Source organism: Streptomyces sp. NBC_00386, from assembly GCF_036063235.1.
Classification (GTDB): domain Bacteria; phylum Actinomycetota; class Actinomycetes; order Streptomycetales; family Streptomycetaceae; genus Streptomyces.
On record NZ_CP107950.1, the window covers coordinates 8,209,226 to 8,230,196 of the forward strand.

A 20,971-nucleotide genomic window follows, 5' to 3' on the forward strand; every position below is an offset into this window, starting at 1 on the left:
GACGCCGAGTGCGTCCATGGGCTGCCGCCACGGGTAGGTGTGGGGACTCTGCGCGAGCGAGCCGATGAACGGCGCAAGAGAGCGCAGATTGTTCATGGCAACTTCGATGGTCGAGCTGCGCGTTGGTGTCGCTGCTGCTGACGGGGCGCACAAGCCACTGTCGCGTCAGCAACGATACGCGCGAAGCCTCAAGATCGCTGCATGTGCCGCGGGCCCCTGCCTCACGCCGGGCCCTCGGGCGAGAGAAACCTGAAGGAGCCTCAGGAAACCTTTTCCGCGCACAATTTCCTGAACGCCGCGGTGGGTCGTCGTGGGCGGCCCGCGCACCCCGGACACCCAACAGGGCTGCCCTGCCTGCCTGGTGGAGGTCCGCCCCGCCCGCCACCCGGCAAACGATCAAAGGTGTTCCGCCGGCTCTCGCCACCCAACTGCCCTTTCTGCACCTGATAATGACCACCTGCGCGCCGTCCCGTGGCAGGAGCCCGCTTCCGCCGGCTCTTGTGTCGGTCGTGCCGCTTTCCGGAGACGGTCCCCGCCTGTTCCCCGGTTGCGCGGGCGGTCTCCGGTGGCCGGCCGGCGTCGTGTTGCGATCTTCCCCACCAGTGCTTTCATGGAAATGAAGACATGCGTGCCAGCGGAATATGCGTGAGGCAGAAGACCTCGGCGTGGGGCGGCTGTATTGCGCTGTGGCGGTGTGGGGCGGAGGACGCGCAGGTGATGCGCGGTGCCACGAGCACAGCTGACCTTTTTCCGTATGTGTCCAGACCCGGCGCTCGTATGACGTCCCGTCAATGATGTGCAGCGCGGAGGGAACCTCCTCATGCCCACCAAGGTGATCCGCCGTCCGGAAGGCAAGGAGCGGCCGCACGACGCCCCCTGGTACACGTTGTACCCGAGACGGTGGTGGTCCCGGCTCTCAGGGGCGACCCGCAAGGAATGGCGCGCGTTCAGGACGAAGAGGGAGGCTCACAAGAGCATCGCCGCGGCACGTAGTTGGCGACCGGGGTGGTTTTCCCTGGGGCCACTTCTGCGTGTATACGCTTTTGTCGGTACGGCTGTGCTTCTCATTTGGGTGGGACTGCTCATTTATGATTTCCGCGTGAATGACCAGGCGGTTGGTACGGCAGATGGCAAAGAGAAGGAATCACAGCTCCATAAAGTCCTGGAATCCCTGTGGCTCGACGCCGTGTCCCATATCGTGGGCCCGGTTCTGACCGGCTCCCTGATACTGACATTCTTCCTTCTCTACTGGTATCACAAGACCAAGAAGCCGCTCATCGACAAGGCGTGTACGCGTCCGCATGAGCTGGTCTCCACGGCCGGAACCTTCGGCAACCGGATCGTCGGGCGCCGTGAACTGTCCCAGGTGATCGCCCAGACACTCCGTAACCGAAAGACCCGGAAGCCCTATCTGCTCGTCGGCGGTGTGGGCGTCGGTAAAACGGCCGTTCTGGTGGAACTCACCCGGATGCTGGCGCAGCAGTCCGCCGTTCCCGTACCCATCAGTCTGCGCGACATGAAGGGCGACGGTGAGCTCGACTTCGAGGAAATGGCACGGCGCCGCTTCGCGGAAGAGGCGGACCAGGGAGTACTCGCCGGCAACAACATCGACAAGACATGGCGGCAGCTCAGGCTCGACGGCAAGGTGGTCGTGATCGCCGACGGCCTGGAAGAGGCCCTTCTCGACGAGAAGTACCAGGAGGACCGCGACAACATCATCCGACGGGCGATAGAGCGAGCGGACCGCCAGAAGCTGCCCCTGGTCATCGCCTCGCGCCCGCACACACCGCTGGAAGGCACTCGCGCGGCGATCGCCGACATGGAACCGCTGAGCGAGGAAGCGGCCCTGGAATACCTGGTGCGGGAACCGGGCGAGCTGGACGAGCGCCGCCTCGACTGGGTGGTGGAGACCGCCAAGGTCGTGGAATCGCCGATCTATCTGCGGATCGCCCGCCTGTTGCAGCAGTGCGGGCTGCTCGACCACCTCACGCTCCGCGACGAAAAGGATCGCCTGGACACCCGCAGCAACGACTGCTCCACTCTCAGACTCGGATTCCTCAACACCTATCGTCAGGCCATCGAGGACGGCCGCATATTCGACGATCTGGTGATGGGCCGTGAGGAACGCCGGGAGACCATGTGGGTCGTGTCGGCCATGGCCTGCCTGGGACTTCTGCAGGACAGCATCGAGGTCACGTTCGACGATTTCGTCAGCGCCCACGCGAACGACCTTCGGCGCCGCGCACAATCGCATGAAAATCACCAGGAATCGCAGGAAGCCGCCCAGCAGTACGGAACCCGCCTTGCCATTTCCGCGGCGCAACGCGACGCGATCTGGGGTGTGATGTGCCGCAAGATCGGCGGGTCGGCACACTGGCTCAACACGTTGGACTACCCCAACGAATGCCGGTCCGAGCTGGCGAGACACACCGCCAACGGACAACTCCTGGGACTGGTGTACGGCCGCAAGAACAAGGTCCGTTTCCCGCACAGCATCCTCCAGGCGTATATGGGTTATCGCCTGCTGAGGGAAATACCGGACGACAAGATCGCCGCGGTCGTCGAGCCAGCGCTGCACAGCCCGGGTCCGTCGCGGGAACTGCTCATCGCTCTCGTACTGCTCTCGCGTCACCGGGCAGCGCCTCTCACTCCCCGGTCGGCCGCCGCGCAGCGCGCCCCCCGCGCCAAGAGCCGTCACGCGACATCGCCGAAACTGGCCGAGCTGCTCAGCAACGCCGCTGCGGCCCGGCACGACGCGAAGTACTTCGACCTGTACGCCGCAGCCCTGGAAATCGACTGTGTGGATCCGGTGCCGATACAGGACAAGCTGGCCCACGAACTCGATGAGCAATGGGCGGGCCTCGACATCAGAGGCGATCAGCGGACCATCGAGAGCGCGAAGCTCAGGCTGGTACGGAACCTCGGAGCCGCTCTGCGCGAACGGGACCGTCGCAACAAGGCGAGTCGTCCCCTCTCAGGATGTTCGGGACAGGATCCAGCGCGCCCGACGCTTCCCTACAAGCACCTTTTCCAGATCGGCACGCATGAGCCCTCTCACGCTGTCCGGATCGCGATCGCACATCAGATCGCCGCCGGTGGTGACGCGGCCTTCCAGGAACTGCGCTCTGAATTCCCTCTCGGGTCCGATCCCATATCCCAGTACCTGGGAAAGATCCGTGACGCCAAGCAGAAACTCGACCGGGACTACACCGCGTGGCTCAATGAGGAAGATCCGGACCCTGCCGCCGGTCCGGAGGCGGCGGAGAAGAGGCAGCGGGAGCACGACTGGATGGTGAGGGAGTACGAGCAGTGCCGGACCACATGGTGGCGCCACTTCAGCCTCCGGGCCTGGCTCGTTCCCATGGTCGTCGGGTCCGTCTCCGAAAAGTACCGTGACGAGGCCAAGGAACGGCTGAGCATCTGGTTGCGCAACCTGACCGACCAGACCGGGGAACAGAGTCCGCTCATGCCGCTCTCTTTGGAGAACGCCCTGGCCCAGGGCTTCAAGAACGCGGCGAACCGCAGGAGACGGCATCCGGAGGCCTACGAAGAGACCCGGGCCTACCTGGTGAAGCAGGCGGAGAAGATGCTCACCTGCAGTCGCTACTGGTACGCGCAAGTGAGTCTGCTTCAGGCGCTGTGCCTGTGGGAGCTTCCCGACACGGTCGGACGCACCCCCGGATCCGGCGGGGCGAACCGGCGGAGCCGTTCCGCATCACCGGCCGCCAGCCTCACGAAGGACGACGACGCGGCATCCAATGGCTTCATGGAGCCCATAAAGTCGGTCACCCGATGGCTCGCGATGGCGGGCAGCGCACACGAGAAGACCCCGGCCCACATCGGCGCCGCGTACCAGCACCACGGCGAAAAGGTCCTCCACCCGTTCATCGCCGAAGCCGGCGATCTGGTGACCCTGGCCCTGGAGACGGGACACCCCGAGCGGTTCATCTGGATCGACGAGAACGAAGTCAGCGACAGCGTCGGTTCCACCCCGGCCGATCCGGACCGCTACCGCAAGCACAACCTGTGGATCTCCCCGTCCGTCGGCTGGAGCAGCCTGCACCCTCGGGCGCAGCGCCTTCTCGCCGACGTGATGGTCCTGCTCAACCTCGCCGAGGGCAACGGGAGCCCGGACGACATCGAGGAACGTCTGAAGCTCTCGAACAAGGCCGGTCTCCCGCACTGTCTCACCCACGACCGCAGCCTGCTCCACCCCGAACGCAGTATCGGCCGGGCCGACAAGGGCGAATCCCGCACCACCTGCACGTCCCCGTGCGAGTTCCGTCTGTGCCCCTATCCCCCCAAGGCCGGAAACGCGCAGGCGGAGGTGGCGGAGCTGTTCTGCCGGCAGCAACAGGCGCTCCTGCACAGCCGCTTCCGCTGGCACCTGCCGGCCGTCAGCCGGCACACCGCGCCATGGGTCAGCGTCCCCGTCAGGGAGTTGCACGCCTTCTGGGAGGAAATGGCCGACCGGAACCGCAAGACCACCGACGACGACGAACACCTTTGACAACCGAAAGGGGCGCTGTGATGGACGGCTATCCACTGATCGAGAACCACGGTCTCATCGGCGATCTGCAGACCGCGGCGCTGGTGACCACCGAGGGCACGGTCGACTGGTTCTGCTCCCCGCGGTTCGACTCGCCCAGTGTCTTCGGGGCGCTGCTGGACAAGGAGAAGGGCGGTCACTGCACGGTCCGGCCGGTGCATGCGACCCATGCGACCAAGCAGTTGTACCTGCCCGGTACGGCGATCCTGGTGACACGGTTCATGACGGAGGCGGGCGCCGGCGAGGTGGTCGACTTCATGCCGGTGACGGGTACGACGGTCACTTCCCGCCACCGTCTGGTGCGTCTGATCCGCTGTGTGCGCGGCAGCATGACGTTCGAGGTGGAGATCGCCCCGCGGTTCGACTACGGACGCGCGAAGCACGAGGCGCAGATCACCGGGCACGGAGCGGTCTTCGCCGCGGAGGACGGCACCGAACTCACCATGCACCCCATCCGTGAACCGGAGGACGAGCGACTCCTCGACGTTCTCACGGACCAGGACGGCGCCCTGCGCCTGTCGGTGACGCTGCAGGCCGGTCAACAGCGCGGACTGGTGCTGGAGATGGGCGCCGAGGGGCCACCGGCCGAGATCCGCCTGGACGCGTACCAGCGGCTCTTCGACCAGACCGTGGCGTTCTGGCGCTCGTGGCTGACGCAGTCCCGCTACACCGGGCGCTGGCGCGAGATGGTGGAGCGTTCCGCGATCACGCTCAAGCTCATGACCTTCGCACCGAGCGGCGCCCTGGTGGCCGCCCCGACCACGGCTCTCCCGGAGCAACTGGGCGGCGAACGCAACTGGGACTACCGCTTCACCTGGATCCGTGACGCCTCCTTCTCCGTGTACGCCCTGCTGGGGCTGGGCTTCACCGAAGAGGCCCGGGCGTTCATCGCCTGGCTGAGCGACCGGGTCAAGGAGCGGGCCGGCGAGAGCGGCACCACGGGCCCGCTCAACGTCATGTACAAGGTCGACGGCTCGTCCGACCTGGAGGAGCAGGTACTCGGCCACTGGGAGGGCTATGCGGGCTCCGCGCCGGTACGGATCGGCAACGGCGCCGCGACGCAGCTCCAACTGGACATCTACGGCGAGGCGCTGGACAGCATGTACTTCGCGCACCAGCGCGGATTCCAGATCGGGCACGCGGGATGGACCTCCATGCGGGAGAACCTGGACTGGCTGGCCGACCACTGGGACCAGGCGGAGGAGGGGATCTGGGAGACCCGCGGAGGCCGCCAGGACTTCACCTACGGCCGGGTCATGTCATGGGTGGCGTTCGACCGCGCCCTGCGCCTCGCCGAGGCGAAGGGCTGGCCGTCCGCGTACGGACGGTGGCAGACCGAGCGGGACGCCGTCTACGACCAGGTCATGGCCAAGGGATGGAGCGAGGAACAGCAGGCCTTCGTCCAGCACTACGGCAGCGACGTACTGGACTCCTCGCTGCTGCGCATGTCCACGGTCGGGTTCCTCAGCCCCGAGGACCCGATCTGGGCCTCGAGCCTGGACGCCATCGAGCGGAAGCTGGTCAGCGACAGCCTCGTCTACCGCTACGACCCGGAGGCGTCGCCCGACGGCCTGCGCGGCTCGGAGGGCACCTTCTCGCTGTGCACGTTCATGTACGTCGACGCCCTCGTCCGGGCGGGGCGGACGGACCAGGCACGACTGGTGTACGAGAAGATGATGGGGTACGCCAACCATCTGGGCCTGTACTCGGAGGAGGTCGACCCGACGGGCCGCCAACTCGGCAATTTCCCGCAGGCGTTCACCCATCTCGCCCTGATCGACGCGACCCTCACCCTCGACAAGGCGCTCGACGGGCGGTAGTCCGGGCCCGGTTCACCCGGCCGGCGTCGCTGGGGCCCGGGAGCGCGTGCGTGACCTCTGCCCGGCGGCGACCGTGCGCATGGGTCCTCCAACCAGGCACGGCCACGGCGGTCTTCCCGCCCCGGGTGCGGCAGGCGCCGCCGGCTTGTACCGCGAGCACCGCGGGGACCGCCCGGTCACCGGCCTGATCTACACCCACTCGCACGGCGATCACTTCGGCGGCTCGCACGGGGTCCTGCCGCACGGCCACGCCCCGGTGTCGGTGCTCGCCCCGGCCGGGTTCCTGGAGCACGCGGTCGCGGAGAACGTGTACGCGGGTGGCGCGATGACACGCCGCGCGGTCTACATGTACGGCGCTGAACTGGACAAGGGGCCCGCCGGGCAGATCGGCGCGGGGTTGGGCATGACCACGTCCAAGGGCACGATCACGCTGGTGCCGCCGACGCTGGACATCACCCGCACCGGACAGGAGGAGACCCTGGACGGAGTGCGGATCGTCTTCCAGATGACGCCGGGCACCGAGGCCCCGTCGGAGATGAACTTCCACTTCCCCGACCGGCGCGCGCTGTGCATGGCGGAGAACGCGACGCACAACATGCACAACATCCTGACCCTGCGTGGCGCGGTGGTCCGCGACACCCGCGTCTGGGCGCACTACCTGGGTGAGACGATCACCCTGTTCGGCGACCGGACGGAGGTCGCGTTCGCCTCCCACCACTGGCCCACCTGGGGCCGCGAGCGCGTGGTCGAACACCTGGCCGGCCGGCGGGACATGTGGGCGTACCTGCACGACCAGACCCTGCGCATGACCAGCCAGGGGCTGACCGGCCTGGAGATCGCCGAGCGGATGGAGCTGCCGCCGGCGGTCGCGAACCGGTGGGCGAATCGCGGCTACTACGGTTCGGTCAGCCACAACGTGAAGGCGATCTACCAGCGCTACATGTGCTGGTTCGACGGCAACCCCGCCCATCTGTGGGAGCATCCGCCGGTGGAGCAGGCCAAGCGGTTCGCCGCCGACTACGGCGGCGTGCCGGCGCTGGTCGCCAAGGGCGAGGAGTACGCGGCTGCCGGTGATCTGCGCTTTGCGGCGACGCTGCTGGGGCACGCGGTCTTCGCCGCCGCCCCCGACGACACCGCCGCCAGACAGGCGCTGGCCGCGGTGTACGACAAGCTCGGGTACGGAGCGGAGAACGGCACCTGGCGCAACTTCTACCTGATGGGCGCCCAGGAACTGCGCGGCACCATCGCGCACACCGCGCTGGAGACGAGCAACCCCGAGATGACGATGGCGCTCACCGTCGACATGCTCATCGACTCGCTCGCCGTCCGCGTCGACGGCCCGCGCGCGTGGGACGAGAAGCTGACGATGGCCTGGAACGTCACCGACGAGGGCCGCACCTGGCACCTGCTGCTGTCCAACGGAGCCCTCACCCACCGCAGTACCGGCCCGGAGGAGAGCGGGCCGGCCCAGGCCGCCGACCTGACCTTGACCCTGACCAAGCGGCAACTTCTCGCTGTCCTGGCCGGCAAGGGACTGGACGGCGTACGTGTCCAGGGCGACCCCCAGGTCCTCGCTACTCTGTCCGGCCTGCTGGACACCGCCGATCCCGACTTCAACCTCGTCACGCCTTGACCGCGGCGACCGGCCCCCTCGGTTTCGGATCGTTCGAACTCACCGGCGGGGGCACGCTCGTCAACCTCGTCGCAGTCTTCGTCAGAACCTGCCTCGAGCCTGACGTCTCGGCCCCCGGCGGTTCAGGCCGGTGTCGACGCCAGTCGCCGGTCCAGCGCCGTCGCCGCGCCGCGGAAGGCACGCCCCAGGCCGCTCCGCCCCACGGTGAGTGCCGCCCGGAACAAGGCCGTTCCGTCGGCGGCGAAGGTCCATTGCACGCGCGTTCCCGTGCCCACGGGCGTCAGCCGCCACTCCTCGGCCAGAGCGTGGAGCCCCGGCGCGTTCGTGACGTCCGCCCGGTACGTGTACACCTCGGGACCCTGGCTGACCAGGACGGTCTCCTCGAAGCGCGTTCCGCCGCGGAGCCGTACCTCGCGCCCGGTGCCGTCGGCGGTGGGCCGGACGAGAGTCACCGCCGAGAACCACTCGCTCCAGCCGGACGCGTCGTCGGCGAGCGCGGAGAAGACGGCCTCGGGAGGGGCGGCGATTTGCCGCGCGAACACCAGACGCAGCGGAGCGGTCTCGACGAAGTCGGGTCCCACCGGACGCAGTCGACGTGCCATGAACGAACCCCCTCACCGGAACAGGGTTCCGGTCCCGGTCTCCATGTACGCGAAAAAACACCTGTCACCGCCCGCTCGCCCCCCCCGCGAACCCGGTCCGGTCCGACCCGCTCACGGCACCCGACTCGGCGGCGGTCTCATGAACCGGACTCGACAGGCCGTCCGTTGGAACCGGCCGGCCGGCCGCGAGCGACGACCGGGCGCACCCGCGCCACGGACGGCGCCGACGGCGTGACCGGCGGCGCGGGCAGCGTCACCATAGCTGGCGGACCGTCAGATGTCTGTATCGTCCTCGGGTTCACCGGCCACCACCAGGCGCAGGTGGTCCGAGATCTCGGCGCGGGCCGCGGCGGGCATCCCGGAGTCAGTCACCAGCGTGTCGACCTGGTCGAGCGTGGCGAACGAACTGAGGCCCACCGTGCCCCACTTGGTGTGGTCCGCCACCACGACGACGCGTCGCGCGGACTGCACGAGCCGCCGGTTGGTCTCCGCCTCCGCGAGGTTCGGCGTCGACAGTCCGGCCTCGGCCGATATGCCGTGCACACCGAGGAAGAGGACGTCGAAGTGCAGGGCCGCGATGGCCTGATCGGCCACCGGTCCGACGAGCGAGTCGGACGGCGTGCGCACCCCACCGGTGAGAACGACGGTCGCGGCACCCTGACGCTGACCCGAGGTGCGCTGCGCCGAGTGGAACACGTCAGCCACACGTACCGAGTTGGTGACCACGGTCAGGTCCGGGACGTCCACCAGGTGATGGGCCAGGGCGTACGTCGTCGTACCACCGGAGAGGGCGATCGCCGAGCCCGGTGCGACCAACTCGGCCGCGGTGCGCGCGATGTCCTCCTTGGCGGTCAGCTCCAGACCCGACTTGGCCTCGAAACCCGGTTCGTGCGTGCTCGCCTCGACCACAGGCACCGCGCCGCCGTGCACCTTCTCGACGACACCCTGACGGGCCAGCGCGTCGAGGTCACGGCGGACCGTCATGTCGGAGACACCGAGTCTTCGCGTCAACTCGTTCACGCGGACGCCACCGCGGCGACGCACCTCGTCGAGGATCAGGGCGCGACGCTGCTCCGCGAGGAGGTTCTGATTCTCACTCACGACCGCTCCGGTCCTTTCGTCGCTGCCTGCCCGACACTCCGCCCGAACCCGCTCCCACGTGGACATTCTCCTTGCCCGAGGTCTGGAGGACGACCCATCCTCGCACGGGACCCCCTCGGTCGCGCCACTGCCCGTGCGCCCGCTGTGCCCCTCCTGTGCCGCCGTATTCACACGTATCGGGGAGATTCCGTGCCTTCGGGTGCGCAGGAGGCCCGGAGCGCGAGAGCCTTGTGCCTGCACATGACACCTGAGACACGTGTGGCACGGGGAAGTGCGGAACAGTGGAACGTGCACGGGAACATGCCGTCGACGGGGAGCCCGGCAGCCCCGTACAACGGCCCGAAGCAGCAGGCAGCGCCCTGGAACTCCTGGTCCACGGAGTCGGCGGCACCACGCCGGAGGAGATGCTGAACGATCCGCGGACGGTCCGGATCACCGGCGACGCGACGGCGGCCGTCTTCCGGCGTGCCGACGACACCGACGCCGAGGAGCGCCCCGGTGACCACCGCGGCGGTCCGGTGCGCGAGGCGTACGTGTGGTGCAACCTCACGTCCGGCAACGGGGCCCGCGCCCTGTGGCTCCTCCTCCTGCCCTTCATGGTGGTCAACCTCGCGCACTGGATGCGTCCGGCCTCGCACGGTCACGGGCGGACGGTGCGCCTGTACGGGCTGCTCGTCCGTCTCGCCGGTCTCACGCTCACGGTCCTGCTGGTCGCCGCCGCCTGCGAGGTCGCCCTCGACCTGGCCGCCTGGCAGTGCGCGGGCACCCGTGCGTGTGTGCGCAACCACTCCTGGCTCGGATTCCTCTCCCCGGACGGGCCCGACGCCGGCTGGTGGAGCCTGCCGGGCCGCCGCCTCGCCCTGGCCGGACTGGTGCCCGCGGCGCTCACCACACTCCTGTGGTACCTGTCCCACCGCACCTGGAGCGCTTACGAGTCGCAGCAGCCGATGGCCCGCGCGGCCGAGACCGACGAGGAGACGGACGGCACCGGACTCGGCCGCCCCGGCTTCTGGTACGGGCGCCGCCTGGTGGCCCGGCTGCGCGCCGCGCACACCGCCGCGGGATTCCTGACCGTCGCCGCCGCCGTGGGCTCCCCGGCCGCCCGTCACGACCGCGCGCCGGGCGGGTCCGCCGTACTGGAAACGCTGGGCGTGCTCCTGAACGCAACGCTCGTTACGGGCGGGGTCGTTGTGCTGTGGGTGGTCTGCCGTCGCGGCCGCAGCGAGAACCGGATCGACCACGGACGCGACCTGGCGCTCGTACGCCGGCTGCCGCTCGGAGCGGTCGCCCTCCTCGCCCTCACCCTGGTGTACGCCGGCTGGTCACGGCCCCACTGGCACTCGGCGGGGCGTCTGCCGGGCGACGCCACGTTCGGCGGCCTCGCCCTCGTCCAGGGCCTGCTCGTGATCGCACTGTGCGTGGTCGCCCGCATTCTGTACGGCACCACCCCTCAGGTCCTCGGCGCGCCCGGGACGGCGGACGGTACCCTCGACCCGCGCACCGCGATGCGCGGCTTCGCGGGACCCGCCGTCGCCATGCTCGGCTGCGCGCTCGGCGGCGTGATGTCCGGAGGAGTGTCCCAGCGGGTCGCCGACTGGCTCGACGGCACCCGTCACTCGATCCCCGGCCCGCCCGTCCTGCTGACCTGGCAGGCCTCCGTGATCCCGCCGCTGCTCCTCGTCCTGCTCGCCCTCACCGGCTGGCTCGCCCGCCGCACCTGGCAGCTTCGCCGTCGTGAGATGACCGCCGTCGAGCGCGAGTACGCGGGCGAGCCCAAGGACTCCGCCCGCACCCGTCGTATCGCCAGCACCCGCGCGATGGCCGCGCTCACCGACCGCGCGCCGCTCATCGTCGGCGTCCTCTCGTCCGTGACCCTGCTGCTCGGAGCCTGTGCCCTGGCCGGGGCCCTCGCCACCGGTGACGCCCCCAGCGAGGCGGCGCGCGGGGCGAACGGGTTCGTTCACGGCGCGGCCGAGACCGCGCAGGCCCTGGGCTCCTGGCTGATCGGCCTCGGCTTCATCCTGTTCGTCACCTGGGGCCGCCGTGCCTACAAGGACCCCGCCGCGCGCCGCACCATCGGCATCCTCTGGGACGTCGGCACCTTCTGGCCGCGCGCGGCCCACCCCTTCGCGCCGCCCTGCTACGCCGAGCGCGCGGTGCCGGACCTCACCTGGCGGATGGCCACCTGGACCCGGGCGACCGGCGGACGGCTCGTGCTCTCCGGACACTCCCAGGGCAGTGTGCTGGCGGCCGCCGCGGCCTGGCAGCTCAAGCCCTCGGTGCGCGGGAAGGTCGCGCTCCTCACCTACGGCTCACCGCTGGAGCGCCTGTACGGACGCTGGTTCCCGGCCCACTTCGGCCCCGCCGCGCTGGCGTCGCTGCACCGCGAGGTCGCCTGCTGGCGCAATCTGTACCGTCGCACCGATCCGATCGGCGGACCCGTCAGGCTGCCCGGCGACTGCGGTCCCGAAGTCGACCACGAGCCCTTGAAAGACCCGCTCGCCTACGGGCGCACCGACCGACTGCCGCTGCCGGCGCCGGTTCTCGGCCACTCCGACTACCAGGCGGACCCGGTCTTCGCCGTCGAGCGTGAACTCCTGCTGGAGCGGCTGCTGCCCGAGGTGCCGGGCCAGCGCCCCCGTTAGCGCCTGGCGGACGGGATGTGCCGGGCAGGCCCCGGGGCGCTCAGGGCAGCTCCGGCAGATCCTCCGCGTAGAGCAGGGTCAGGTCGTCCGTGCTCGGCTCGGTCAGCTTGGCGACCCGGCCCGCGTGCCGTTCCACCATCGCCTCGAACGTCTGCCGCGCCGTGCGGCCGTTGCCGAAGGCGGGTCCTCTCGGGACGGAGGTGAAGTACTTCAGGACCGCCTCGGGCGCGCCCGGACCCAGCCGGTACTCGTGCTCCTCGGCCTGTTGCTCAACGATTCGCAGCAATTCGGTGGGGATGTAGTCGTTGAAGGTGATCGTCCGTGAGAAGCGGGACGCCACCCCGGGGTTGACCGACAGAAACCGCTCCATCTCCGCGGTGTACCCGGCGACGATCACCACCACTGCCTCCCGGTGGTCCTCCATCAGCTTCACCAGCGTGTCGATGGCCTCGCGCCCGAAGTCGCGGCCCGAGTCCTCCGGGGACAGCGCGTACGCCTCGTCGATGAACAGCACACCGCCGCGCGCCCGGTCGAACGCCTCCTGGGTGCGGATCGCGGTCGACCCGATGTGCTCACCGACCAGGTCCACCCGGGACACCTCGACGAGATGCCCCTTCTCCAGCACACCCAGCGAGGCCAGGATCTCGCCGTACAGCCGGGCGACGGTCGTCTTGCCGGTGCCGGGGGAGCCGGTGAAGACGAGATGGCGCCGCGCGGACGCCGCCTTGAGGCCCGCCTGCTGCCGGCGGCGGCCCACCTCGATCATGTCGGTGAGGGCCCGCACCTCGCGTTTGACGTTCTCCAGGCCCACCAGTGTGTCGAGTTCACCGAGGACGATCTTCGGCCCGCGGGCCGGCTGGGCGGGCTCCGCGCCGGTGACGACCGGTTCCCGCTCGGTGCTGCGCTGACCGGGGATCGTCCCCAGCAGACTCACGGACGAGGCCGAGGTCTCGACCGCCGCCTCGTGCGCCGGGGTGCGCAGCGACGCGCTCTCGTCACTCGAGCAGTCCTCGACGACGGGACCCGAGCCGGGAGCCGAACCCGCGTCGGCGAATTCGTAGCCCCCGCGCGCGCATCGCTCCGTACGGCACTTGCGCAGGGTCGACCGGCAGCCGTCGATCACGTGGAAGCCGTAGCCCCCGCTGTCCGCCACCCGGCAGTTCGTGAAGCTGCCCCTGCCGTCCGCCGAGACGTAGAAGCCCGCCTCGGCGGGGGAGGTGACCGTGCAGCGCTCGAAGGTCGGATCGGCGCCCTTGGTGACGATCACGCCGGTCTGTGTGCCGCCGATGATGCAGCCGGACAGCGTGCCGCCGCTGCCGTGGTCGCGGAACCAGGCTCCGGTAGCCGCGTCCCGGATGCGGCAGTCGTCGAGCTGCACGGTCGCTCCGTCGCTCACCGACACCGCGGTGTTGCGCACCTGGGAGATGTCACAGTCGACGACGTCCGCGCGCGAGCCCCGGTCGAGGACGAACAGCGCGTCCGGCACGTCGTGCACCCGGCACGAGTCCAGTATGGCGGTCGCTCCGTCGCTCACCCACACCGCGGGGTAGTCGCCCGTGCTGTCGAAGATCTCGCACTGGTTGGCGTCCACGCGGGTGCCCGGGTCCCAGACCGACAGGCCGTTGCGCCCGAACTGCCGCACGCTCGTACGGGTCAGGGTGAGCACCGAGCGCGAGCGGAGATCGACCGCGTTCTCCGGGATGTCGTGGATGCGGCAGTCGGCGAGCGTGAGCACGGCGTCGGTGTCGAGGGTGACGCCGTCCGCGGTGGTCCGGTGCACATCGCAGTCGGTGAGGTGGGCCGTGGCCCGGGCGGTGATCTGCACACCGGAGCCCTTGACCTCGTACACCTCGCAACCCACCGCCTCCAGCGAGGAGTTCTCGCCGGTCGCCGACAGCCCAGGACCGGAAGTGTGGTGCACCCGGCAGCGCTCGAGGCGTGGACGCGCGCCCCCGCGGACCACGACCCCCGACTGACCGGCCGCCACGACCTCGCACTCCTCGAACACCCCGCCGCCGCCGTCCAGTACGGCGATGCCGACGCCCGCCGGGTTGTCGACGGTGCAACGGCGCACGGTGGGCCGGGCGCCCCCGCGGACCTCGATCCCGGCCGCGGAGCGCGTGACGACCCGTATGTCCAGCAGTTCCGGCGTGCCGTCCTCGACGAGCAGCGCGGGCGAGGCCGAGTCCTGGCCCTCGACATGCAGGTCCTGGACGACGGCCGAGGCGCGTACGGTCAGGGCCACGCCGTCGACCGGCGCGATGCGCACGGATCCGGGGGAGCCCTCGGGGCCGCGCAGTGTCACCGCGCGCTCCACCACGAGGTTCTCCCGGTAGGTGCCGGGAGCGACGGTCAGCACATCACCGTCGGCCGCGGCTTCCAGGGCGGCGGCCAGCGATGCGTACTCACCCGTGCGGCGCCGCCACCGCGAGGTTCCGGTGTGCGTCACCTGGACCGTGCCCTGTGCCATGGCGCTGTTGTGCCCCCACCTCGTCGTACGCGGGTCCTGCGAGGTCGTGCTGATGCCCCGTCGGTCGGGATCCCGGCCCCTGCCGGACAGCCTCTCACGACGGTGCCGATCGGTTCGGCCGGTCCACCGTAGCGTGCGCGGGGGTGCCCGGTTGACCGGAGCGGGAAGGCCGTCAGCTGCCGGTGTCTGCCTTGCCCCAGTCAGGACCCGCCTTGGCCCAGGCCCGGTCCCATCGGGCGTGACGCCGGCGGATCATGTGCCACAGGATCAACCGTCTGCCGCCCTCCAGGAGTCCGGCCGTCAGCACCGCCGCGCCGAAGCCGGCCAGAGCGGAGTGCGCGGTCGCGGTGGCGGCGTCCAGGGGGCGGCCCATTATTCGGCCGTGCCGGTCGGTCCAGATCGAGAACCGGTCCCCCGGGAGCGGCGACTTGAGGTCGGCGATCACGGTGCCGCGCCGCGGGGTGCCGTCGGGCGCGGTCCAGTCGGCCACGACCCGGCTGTGCGCGTCCCGCCCCGACGGGGTCTCGGGGTCGGGGGCCAGCGGGCCCCGGGACAGCTTCCTGACGACGACGGCCGCCACATGGTGCCGGTCCTTGCGCTGGTCCCGTACGGCCTTCTGCAGTGTCCCCTGCACCGAGACCCCGACGGCCGCTCCTGCCAGGGGTGCCGCGAACAGGACGAGCAGGAGCGAGGCCAGGGCCAGCCAGGCCTCCACGAGATCTGTCGTACGGCGCAGCGGATTGCGCCGCCAGCGCCAGAGACCGATGATCGCGCGCACCGTCCCGCACCCCCTTCCGCCTCCGTCATTACCAGCAGCGGAGCCGTTCACGCACGATGCCCGGAAGAGAGGCCGACATCACCCTCCCCCAGGGCCCTTCAGGAACATCTCACGCAGACTCAACGATCCCGCCCGGCCGAAGGGTTCCCGGTGCTCCGGCTCTGGCGGAATGTCATCGGGCGGGCTACGCGAGGACCGTGACCGGGTCGCCGACCCGCAGCGAGCCGCGGGTCTCGGGCACCAGGTTCTGTCCGAACACAAGCTTTCCGGCGAAGCGCCGGTGCCGGGCGAGGGTCCGCAGGGGCTCCTTGCCGCGTCGGGCGGTGTCCTGGTCGGTCGTGGTGACGACGCAACGGCCGCACATCTTGGTGACCCGGAAGGTGACCTCGCCGATGGCGATCCTCGACCAGTCGTCCTCGGCCCAGGCGTCGGTGCCGGAGACGACGACGTTCGGCCGGAAACGACTCATCGGCAACGGGCCCTCCTCGGCCCGGTCGCCCCGCGCGATCAGGGAGTTGAGCGCGTCCAGCGATCCGAGCGTGGTGACCAGCAGCGGATAGCCGTCGGCGAAGCTGACGGTCTCGCCCGGCAGCGCGAAGTCCGGGTCGACGGGCCGGCGGGCGGCCGGATCGTCCATGTGGGCGAGGCGCACGTCGGTTCCCAGGTACGCGCTGCACCAGTCGTGCGCCGCCGTGTCGGCGAGGACGGCTTCCACCTTGTCACCGAAGATCTCCACCGTTGTCGTACCGATGGGTTCGGGCACGGGAACCGTCACGGGCCCGCGGTTCTCGGCGGACAGACGCAGGCCGCCGCCGGGGAGTATCTCGGCGGCGGCCAGCGCCAGACGCGGCTGCTCGCGTTGCGTGACGACCTTTCCCCCGTCGTCGATCAGGATCCAGCGTCGATCTCCGGCCAGCCCCCAGGGCTCGACCTCGGCCTCCTGGAGCGATGTGCTCCGGAAGGCTTTGACCGGATGGACGTGAATCGAGTGCAGTACCGCGTTCCCCATGACCGCCATGGTGCCAGGGGGCACCGACAGTGCGGGCCGAGGGTGTCAGTACCCGCGGTACTGGATGCCCGGTCCGGCGAGGTGCGACGCCATCGCGCGCCTCACCGGTGAGCTGGTGGTTTGGGGTCACTGTTGGTCGTTGGTGGCTGTCGTTGGTCCCCGTCGGACGGCCCACAGACGGCCCAGCCTCGCGGTGGGCGTGGCCTGTGCGGCGGTGCCGAGTCGCGGGCTGCAGATTTAAGACTGCGCAGCGATCAGGCCCTCATCTGCCTTTATGCCTGGTGTCGCCTGGTCATCCCACAGGTGCCCCACGTCAAGCACGCCAGAGTTCCCCTACTCGGCTTTTCTGCAGGAAGCCCAGCCGCTTTTCTGACGGTCGCACATAAGGTCCCACACGCGGACCGTCTTGTCGTCGCCCCCGGTGACCGCGTGGGGTCGACCGTCGATCAACGTGCACGCAATAGCCCTCACGGAGTCGGAGTGCCCGGTGAGGGTGGCGCGGACGAACCCCTGGGCAGGCAGGCCTTGCCCCCCGCCTGGGGTAACACCGAAAGACATCCCCTCTTAAGTCACATAGCGTCATCGATTGACGACTTTGCGTAACACGCCAGGAGGTTGACGATGGCCCGGGAACCGAGACAGGCACTCCGAATACGCGCGGTCCACCGAATAGCCCTGGCAACAGCCAGCGCCTTGGCCGCAGGGTCGATGGTTCTCGCGTCGGGCATTCCCGCCGGCGCCCAACCGACCTCCGCGCCTGCCATACCGTCCACAGCGCGGAACGTGCTTCCGACCTTCGCATCACAGAATCCAACGCACATCACAGCGATGCTCCAGCAGACGGCTTCCCGGCGACAACTCACGCTATCGCCGCTGTACGTGCCGTACGTGTCACCGACATCCGCACTGGTTGAGCCGCCGCCGTACGTGCCGTACGTGTCACCGACATCCGCACTGGTTGAGCCGCCGCCGTACATGCGGTACGTGTCACAGGCATCGGAAGTTGCCATTGATCCACCGCTGTACGTGCCGTATCCGTCGGCCAGGCGGCCATCCGGGCCAGATAGATCCGACGCCCACAGGGTGAGCCTCGCCCAAACAACGCCTTCGCCGTCTGACACTCACAGCACCGAGCCGCTTTCGCCTTCGCCGTCCGACACTCACAGCACCGAGCCGCCAGCTCCGGTTCCACCCCCGGCTCCGGTTCCACCCCCGGCTCCACCCCCGGCTCCGGTTCCACCCCCGGCTCCACCCCCGGCTCCGGTCCCGCCTCCGGTTCCACCCCCGGCTCCGGTCCCGCCTCCGGCTCCGGTCCAGCCCCCGGTCCCCGTTCCGGTCCCGCCGCCGGCTCCGGTCCAGCCCCCGGCCTCCACGCAACCGGTGAGGCCCCAGCCAGAGACGTGTGCCACCCACACGATCGCGAGGGGGGACACTCTGTGGGACATCGCCGCCAAGAACCTCGGTGACCCGACGAAATGGACTGCCCTCTACGAGGCCAGCCAGTCGGTGATCGAGGCAGCAGCTCGGACGTACGGGCATGCCACGAGCGATCACGGGAACTTGATATTCCCGGGGACCCGCCTCTCGGTCCCGGGCGGAACATGCCACCCGGAGACTCGGCAGCCAGCCCCAACGGCGCAGCAGTCAGCCCAGATAGCGCAGCAGAACCGCGTAGAGCACATCCCAGCGTCCTGCTCGAAACCTCTCATGATCGGAGTGCGGGGCTCGGGCCAGACACCTGAGGTCGAAGGCCACCCGGAGATCCCTCGGGATCTCGGTCCTGAAATAGGCGGCGTCTACGAGAACCTCGCGCCTCTCGGTGTGCAGGTCTACGGACTTCCTTATCCGGCAAAGAAGGTCGAGGAGATCGCAGCCGACAGCGCCGAGAAGCTCTTCTTCGACCTGGTGAGGAATGGCGGGGTAACCGTCAACGGCGTGGCGTTGACAGCCGCCGAAGTCGTGAAGAACGGCTTCCCCATTCCCGACAGCGTCAGAGAAGGCGCTGCGAACCTTGAAGCAGACCTCCTGGCCCAGGTCAGGGCGTGCCACGGTCAAAACCAAAAGATCGTGCTGGCTGGATACTCGCAAGGAAACTGGGTGATCCGCGTCGCGTTGGATGCGTTCAAGCGCGACCATCCGGACGAGTGGCCCGACATCGTGTCCAGCATCAGTGGTATCGGGCTCGTAGCGGATCCGTACAACCCATTGGCCCGTCCGAGCCTCCCCGCGGAACTCGACAAGGGCCAAACGATCAGGGCCTGCCTCCCGGACGACGCCGTCTGCAACGACCCCTTCACGGTGCCGACTGGTGATGTCAACTGCATCATCACGTTCAGCATTCTCTGCCCCCACGTGCGATACGGGACAGAACCCACAGTGCCCAGGAGTGAAAAGTCGGCAATCCTGGAGATCTCCTCCTCCTTGCAACTCGGCCTGCTAAGTCCGAAGATTCCGGGAGCAGTTGGGGTGCCGTCGAACCCACTTCAGTAAGTCAGGCCCGCGACCGGATCGGGTGACCGCAGAGCGCTACAGGGTGGGGCCCGGTGCCGTCAAAACGACACCGGGCCCCACAGCAGTGCTTAGCCTCGGGCTGCTGGGTCCAAGGACTGATCACGGCCGTTTGCGGCTGGTGACGATCCTGCTGGCTAATTCCGGGCTCAGCGTGTGGCGGCTCCTTGGCCAGGACAGCAGCGGCCGTCTTGGCGTTCCCGGCCGCGGGTGGAGTGGGGAATGTCGATGCAGCCGAAGCCTTGGCCGATGATGTCCCCCCTCTCCCCCCCCGCATGACTGAATAAGCCAGCAGGATCGGTGACAGCGTTCTTACTGGCACCCCTAGCCTCGATCTTTCGTGACGGTCTGCCGACGGAGTCGGCGGACCGTTTCGCGTTCCGTGGCGGCTGGCGGGCAGGCCGGAAGCCCGACTGACGTGTCGGGTGGGCGCCGGGTTCCACTGCTCCGGAGACGATGGTGCTGCTCGCAGGGACGGGAAAGCTACTGGTGAGACTGGGTTGGGCAGTTGGTCGAGCCGTGCGAGGGCGTCGGTGACGATATGAGCCCATGGCCAGTGGCGGGCGAGGCGGAGGATCTGGCGGCGGCCGGTGGTGACGAGCTGGCCGGCCGGGCTGAACAGGCGGAGCCGCAGGCGGCGGGGCTCCCAGAGCCGGGCCTTCCCGTTCAGCGCAAGCATCGGCATCCAGGCCAGCAGGTCGAGTGCGATCTGGACGATCTCCAGCCAGACCCTGTTCCTGCGCGGTGTCGTGCAGGGGCAGGTTCCGCAGGCCGGTCGCGCGGGCAGCCCGGATGCGGTCCTCGGCCCGTGCCCGCAGGCGGTGGCGGAGTTCGAGTTCGGCGGATGGGTCGGCCGGTGGTGTTGGTGGCGAAGCACGTGATCCGCATGCCGTCGGCGTCCGTGCCGTCGAGCATGCCGCCGGTGAGTTCGGCGACCCAGGCCCCGTCGCGGATCTCTCCGTCGGGCTCGACGGCCGGCGCCCATGCTGCGAGCGGCACCTTGAGTACGGCCTGGTGGATTGCGTCGGTGATGGTCATGCCGACCGAATACGACAGCCACCGTCCGCGTTTCGCGAGCCAGGCCACGAACTCGTGGGTGCCGCCCGCGGAGTCTGTGCGGATCAGCGTCCGGCGCCCCCGCCGGTAGGGTTTGGGCAGCTGGGCCAGGGCCAGTTGGGTGGTGGTGATGTGATCGGTGGCGGTGTTGCTGCCCGCGTTCCCGGGCCTGAGCAGACCGGCCACCGGCTCGCCGGACCCGCCCGTCCCGTGGTCGACGAAGCCCATCAATGGGTGGTGGCCGAAGGTCTTCTTCCAGGTCGCAGCCGTGTCTTCCTTGTCGGAGTGCGCGATCACCAGGACGCCGTCCAGGTCCACGGTGACAGAGCCGGTCGCATCCGGCGCCGTCTGCCCGGCCAACTTCCATACGCTTTGCCGCACTTGGGACCGGGCGCCGCGGATCGCGTTCAAGGCGCGTTGCCCGCCGACTGCGAGCGTGCCGATCAGCCGGGAGACTGTCGGGTCCGAGGCCACCGGCCCGAATACGGCCGGCTCGGCCCGCAGCATGCCGACGTCGGCCAGGCAGTCGCCGCCGAGGGCGACCGCGAGCGCCACATCCAGCAGGATCTTGCCGGGATCGTGCACCGTCCGCGGCTTGCGCCAGGGTGTCAGCGCCGCAGATATCGCAGTATCCAGGCCCGTCTTGCGGACCGTCTCCACCAGCAGCACGGCCCCGGCCTGCGAGACCACTCCACGACCGCTGCCCTCAACGCGGACACGCGGGTACGACCCGATACGCTTCTTCACCTGAGAAGTGCTTCTTTCCACGGCACGATCTGGACCCTCGACAAGTCCTATCG

Annotated in this window: 11 protein-coding genes and 1 pseudogene; 5 read left to right on the forward strand and 7 right to left on the reverse strand. The window is 69.3% G+C overall.

Going from position 1 to position 20,971, the window contains the following annotated elements; all coding sequences use genetic code 11:
- Positions 1-820: 820 nt before the first annotated feature.
- The 3 genes from OG780_RS36190 to OG780_RS36200 all read left to right on the forward strand — a co-directional run bounded on the left by OG780_RS36190 (position 821) and on the right by OG780_RS36200 (position 8,002).
- Positions 821-4,510 carry an ATP-binding protein gene (locus OG780_RS36190; protein ID WP_328455333.1) on the forward strand — a complete coding sequence of 1,230 codons (3,690 nt, stop codon included), beginning with the start codon at positions 821-823 and terminating at the stop codon, positions 4,508-4,510.
- 20 nt (positions 4,511-4,530) lie between these two features.
- Positions 4,531-6,369 carry a glycoside hydrolase family 15 protein gene (locus OG780_RS36195; protein ID WP_328455335.1) on the forward strand — a complete coding sequence of 613 codons (1,839 nt, stop codon included), beginning with the start codon at positions 4,531-4,533 and terminating at the stop codon, positions 6,367-6,369.
- Between the two features lie 79 nt (positions 6,370-6,448).
- Complete coding sequence (locus tag OG780_RS36200; RefSeq protein ID WP_328455337.1) at positions 6,449-8,002, forward strand: alkyl/aryl-sulfatase; 1,554 nt, start codon at positions 6,449-6,451, stop codon at positions 8,000-8,002.
- Positions 8,003-8,124: 122 nt separating this feature from the next.
- On the opposite strand, the gene OG780_RS36205 is transcribed toward OG780_RS36200, so the two are convergent.
- Both OG780_RS36205 and OG780_RS36210 read right to left on the reverse strand, forming a co-directional pair.
- Positions 8,125-8,604 carry an SRPBCC family protein gene (locus tag OG780_RS36205; RefSeq protein ID WP_328455339.1) on the reverse strand — a complete coding sequence of 160 codons (480 nt, stop codon included), beginning with the start codon at positions 8,602-8,604 and terminating at the stop codon, positions 8,125-8,127.
- Between the two features lie 273 nt (positions 8,605-8,877).
- Positions 8,878-9,705, reverse strand: a complete 828-nt coding sequence (locus tag OG780_RS36210) for a DeoR/GlpR family DNA-binding transcription regulator (protein ID WP_328455341.1) — start codon at positions 9,703-9,705, stop codon at positions 8,878-8,880.
- 281 nt (positions 9,706-9,986) lie between these two features.
- Here OG780_RS36210 and OG780_RS36215 point away from each other — a divergent pair, with 281 nt between their 5' ends.
- The gene (locus OG780_RS36215) at positions 9,987-12,350 is read left to right on the forward strand and encodes a hypothetical protein (protein ID WP_328455343.1); all 2,364 of its coding nucleotides are present in this window, start codon (positions 9,987-9,989) and stop codon (positions 12,348-12,350) included.
- Between the two features lie 40 nt (positions 12,351-12,390).
- Here OG780_RS36215 and OG780_RS36220 read toward each other — a convergent pair whose 3' ends face one another.
- From OG780_RS36220 to OG780_RS44740, 4 genes are all read right to left on the reverse strand, one after another.
- Entirely contained in the window at positions 12,391-14,820 is a 2,430-nt protein-coding gene (locus OG780_RS36220) for a right-handed parallel beta-helix repeat-containing protein (RefSeq protein WP_328455345.1), read from the reverse strand.
- Positions 14,821-14,992: 172 nt separating this feature from the next.
- A complete protein-coding gene (locus tag OG780_RS36225) occupies positions 14,993-15,598 on the reverse strand; it encodes an Rv1733c family protein (RefSeq protein WP_328455347.1) in 606 nt (201 codons plus the stop codon).
- A gap of 184 nt (positions 15,599-15,782) precedes the next feature.
- Positions 15,783-16,607: an MOSC domain-containing protein gene (locus tag OG780_RS36230; protein WP_328455349.1), complete on the reverse strand. Its 825-nt coding sequence runs from the start codon at positions 16,605-16,607 to the stop codon at positions 15,783-15,785.
- A gap of 333 nt (positions 16,608-16,940) precedes the next feature.
- Positions 16,941-17,165 (reverse strand): hypothetical protein, encoded by a 225-nt coding sequence (locus OG780_RS44740; RefSeq protein WP_443062252.1) that lies wholly within the window; start codon positions 17,163-17,165, stop codon positions 16,941-16,943.
- An 822-nt stretch (positions 17,166-17,987) separates the two neighbouring features.
- Here OG780_RS44740 and OG780_RS36235 point away from each other — a divergent pair.
- Entirely contained in the window at positions 17,988-19,097 is a 1,110-nt protein-coding gene (locus tag OG780_RS36235) for a cutinase family protein (RefSeq protein ID WP_328455351.1), read from the forward strand.
- 514 nt (positions 19,098-19,611) lie between these two features.
- Here the strand turns inward: OG780_RS36235 and OG780_RS36240 are convergent.
- Positions 19,612-20,918, reverse strand: a pseudogene (locus tag OG780_RS36240) (IS1380 family transposase); the annotation flags it as partial.
- Positions 20,919-20,971: the final 53 nt, after the last annotated feature.

Coding starts and splice junctions, on each gene's coding strand:
- OG780_RS36195 (WP_328455335.1), top strand. CDS start 4,531: ATGGACGGCTATCCACTGATCGAGAACCACGGTCTCATCGGCGATCTG.
- OG780_RS36200 (WP_328455337.1), top strand. CDS start 6,449: ATGGGTCCTCCAACCAGGCACGGCCACGGCGGTCTTCCCGCCCCGGGT.
- OG780_RS36190 (WP_328455333.1), top strand. CDS start 821: ATGCCCACCAAGGTGATCCGCCGTCCGGAAGGCAAGGAGCGGCCGCAC.
- OG780_RS36230 (WP_328455349.1), bottom strand. CDS start 16,607: ATGGGGAACGCGGTACTGCACTCGATTCACGTCCATCCGGTCAAAGCC.
- OG780_RS36205 (WP_328455339.1), bottom strand. CDS start 8,604: ATGGCACGTCGACTGCGTCCGGTGGGACCCGACTTCGTCGAGACCGCT.
- OG780_RS36220 (WP_328455345.1), bottom strand. CDS start 14,820: ATGGCACAGGGCACGGTCCAGGTGACGCACACCGGAACCTCGCGGTGG.
- OG780_RS44740 (WP_443062252.1), bottom strand. CDS start 17,165: ATGTCTTTCGGTGTTACCCCAGGCGGGGGGCAAGGCCTGCCTGCCCAG.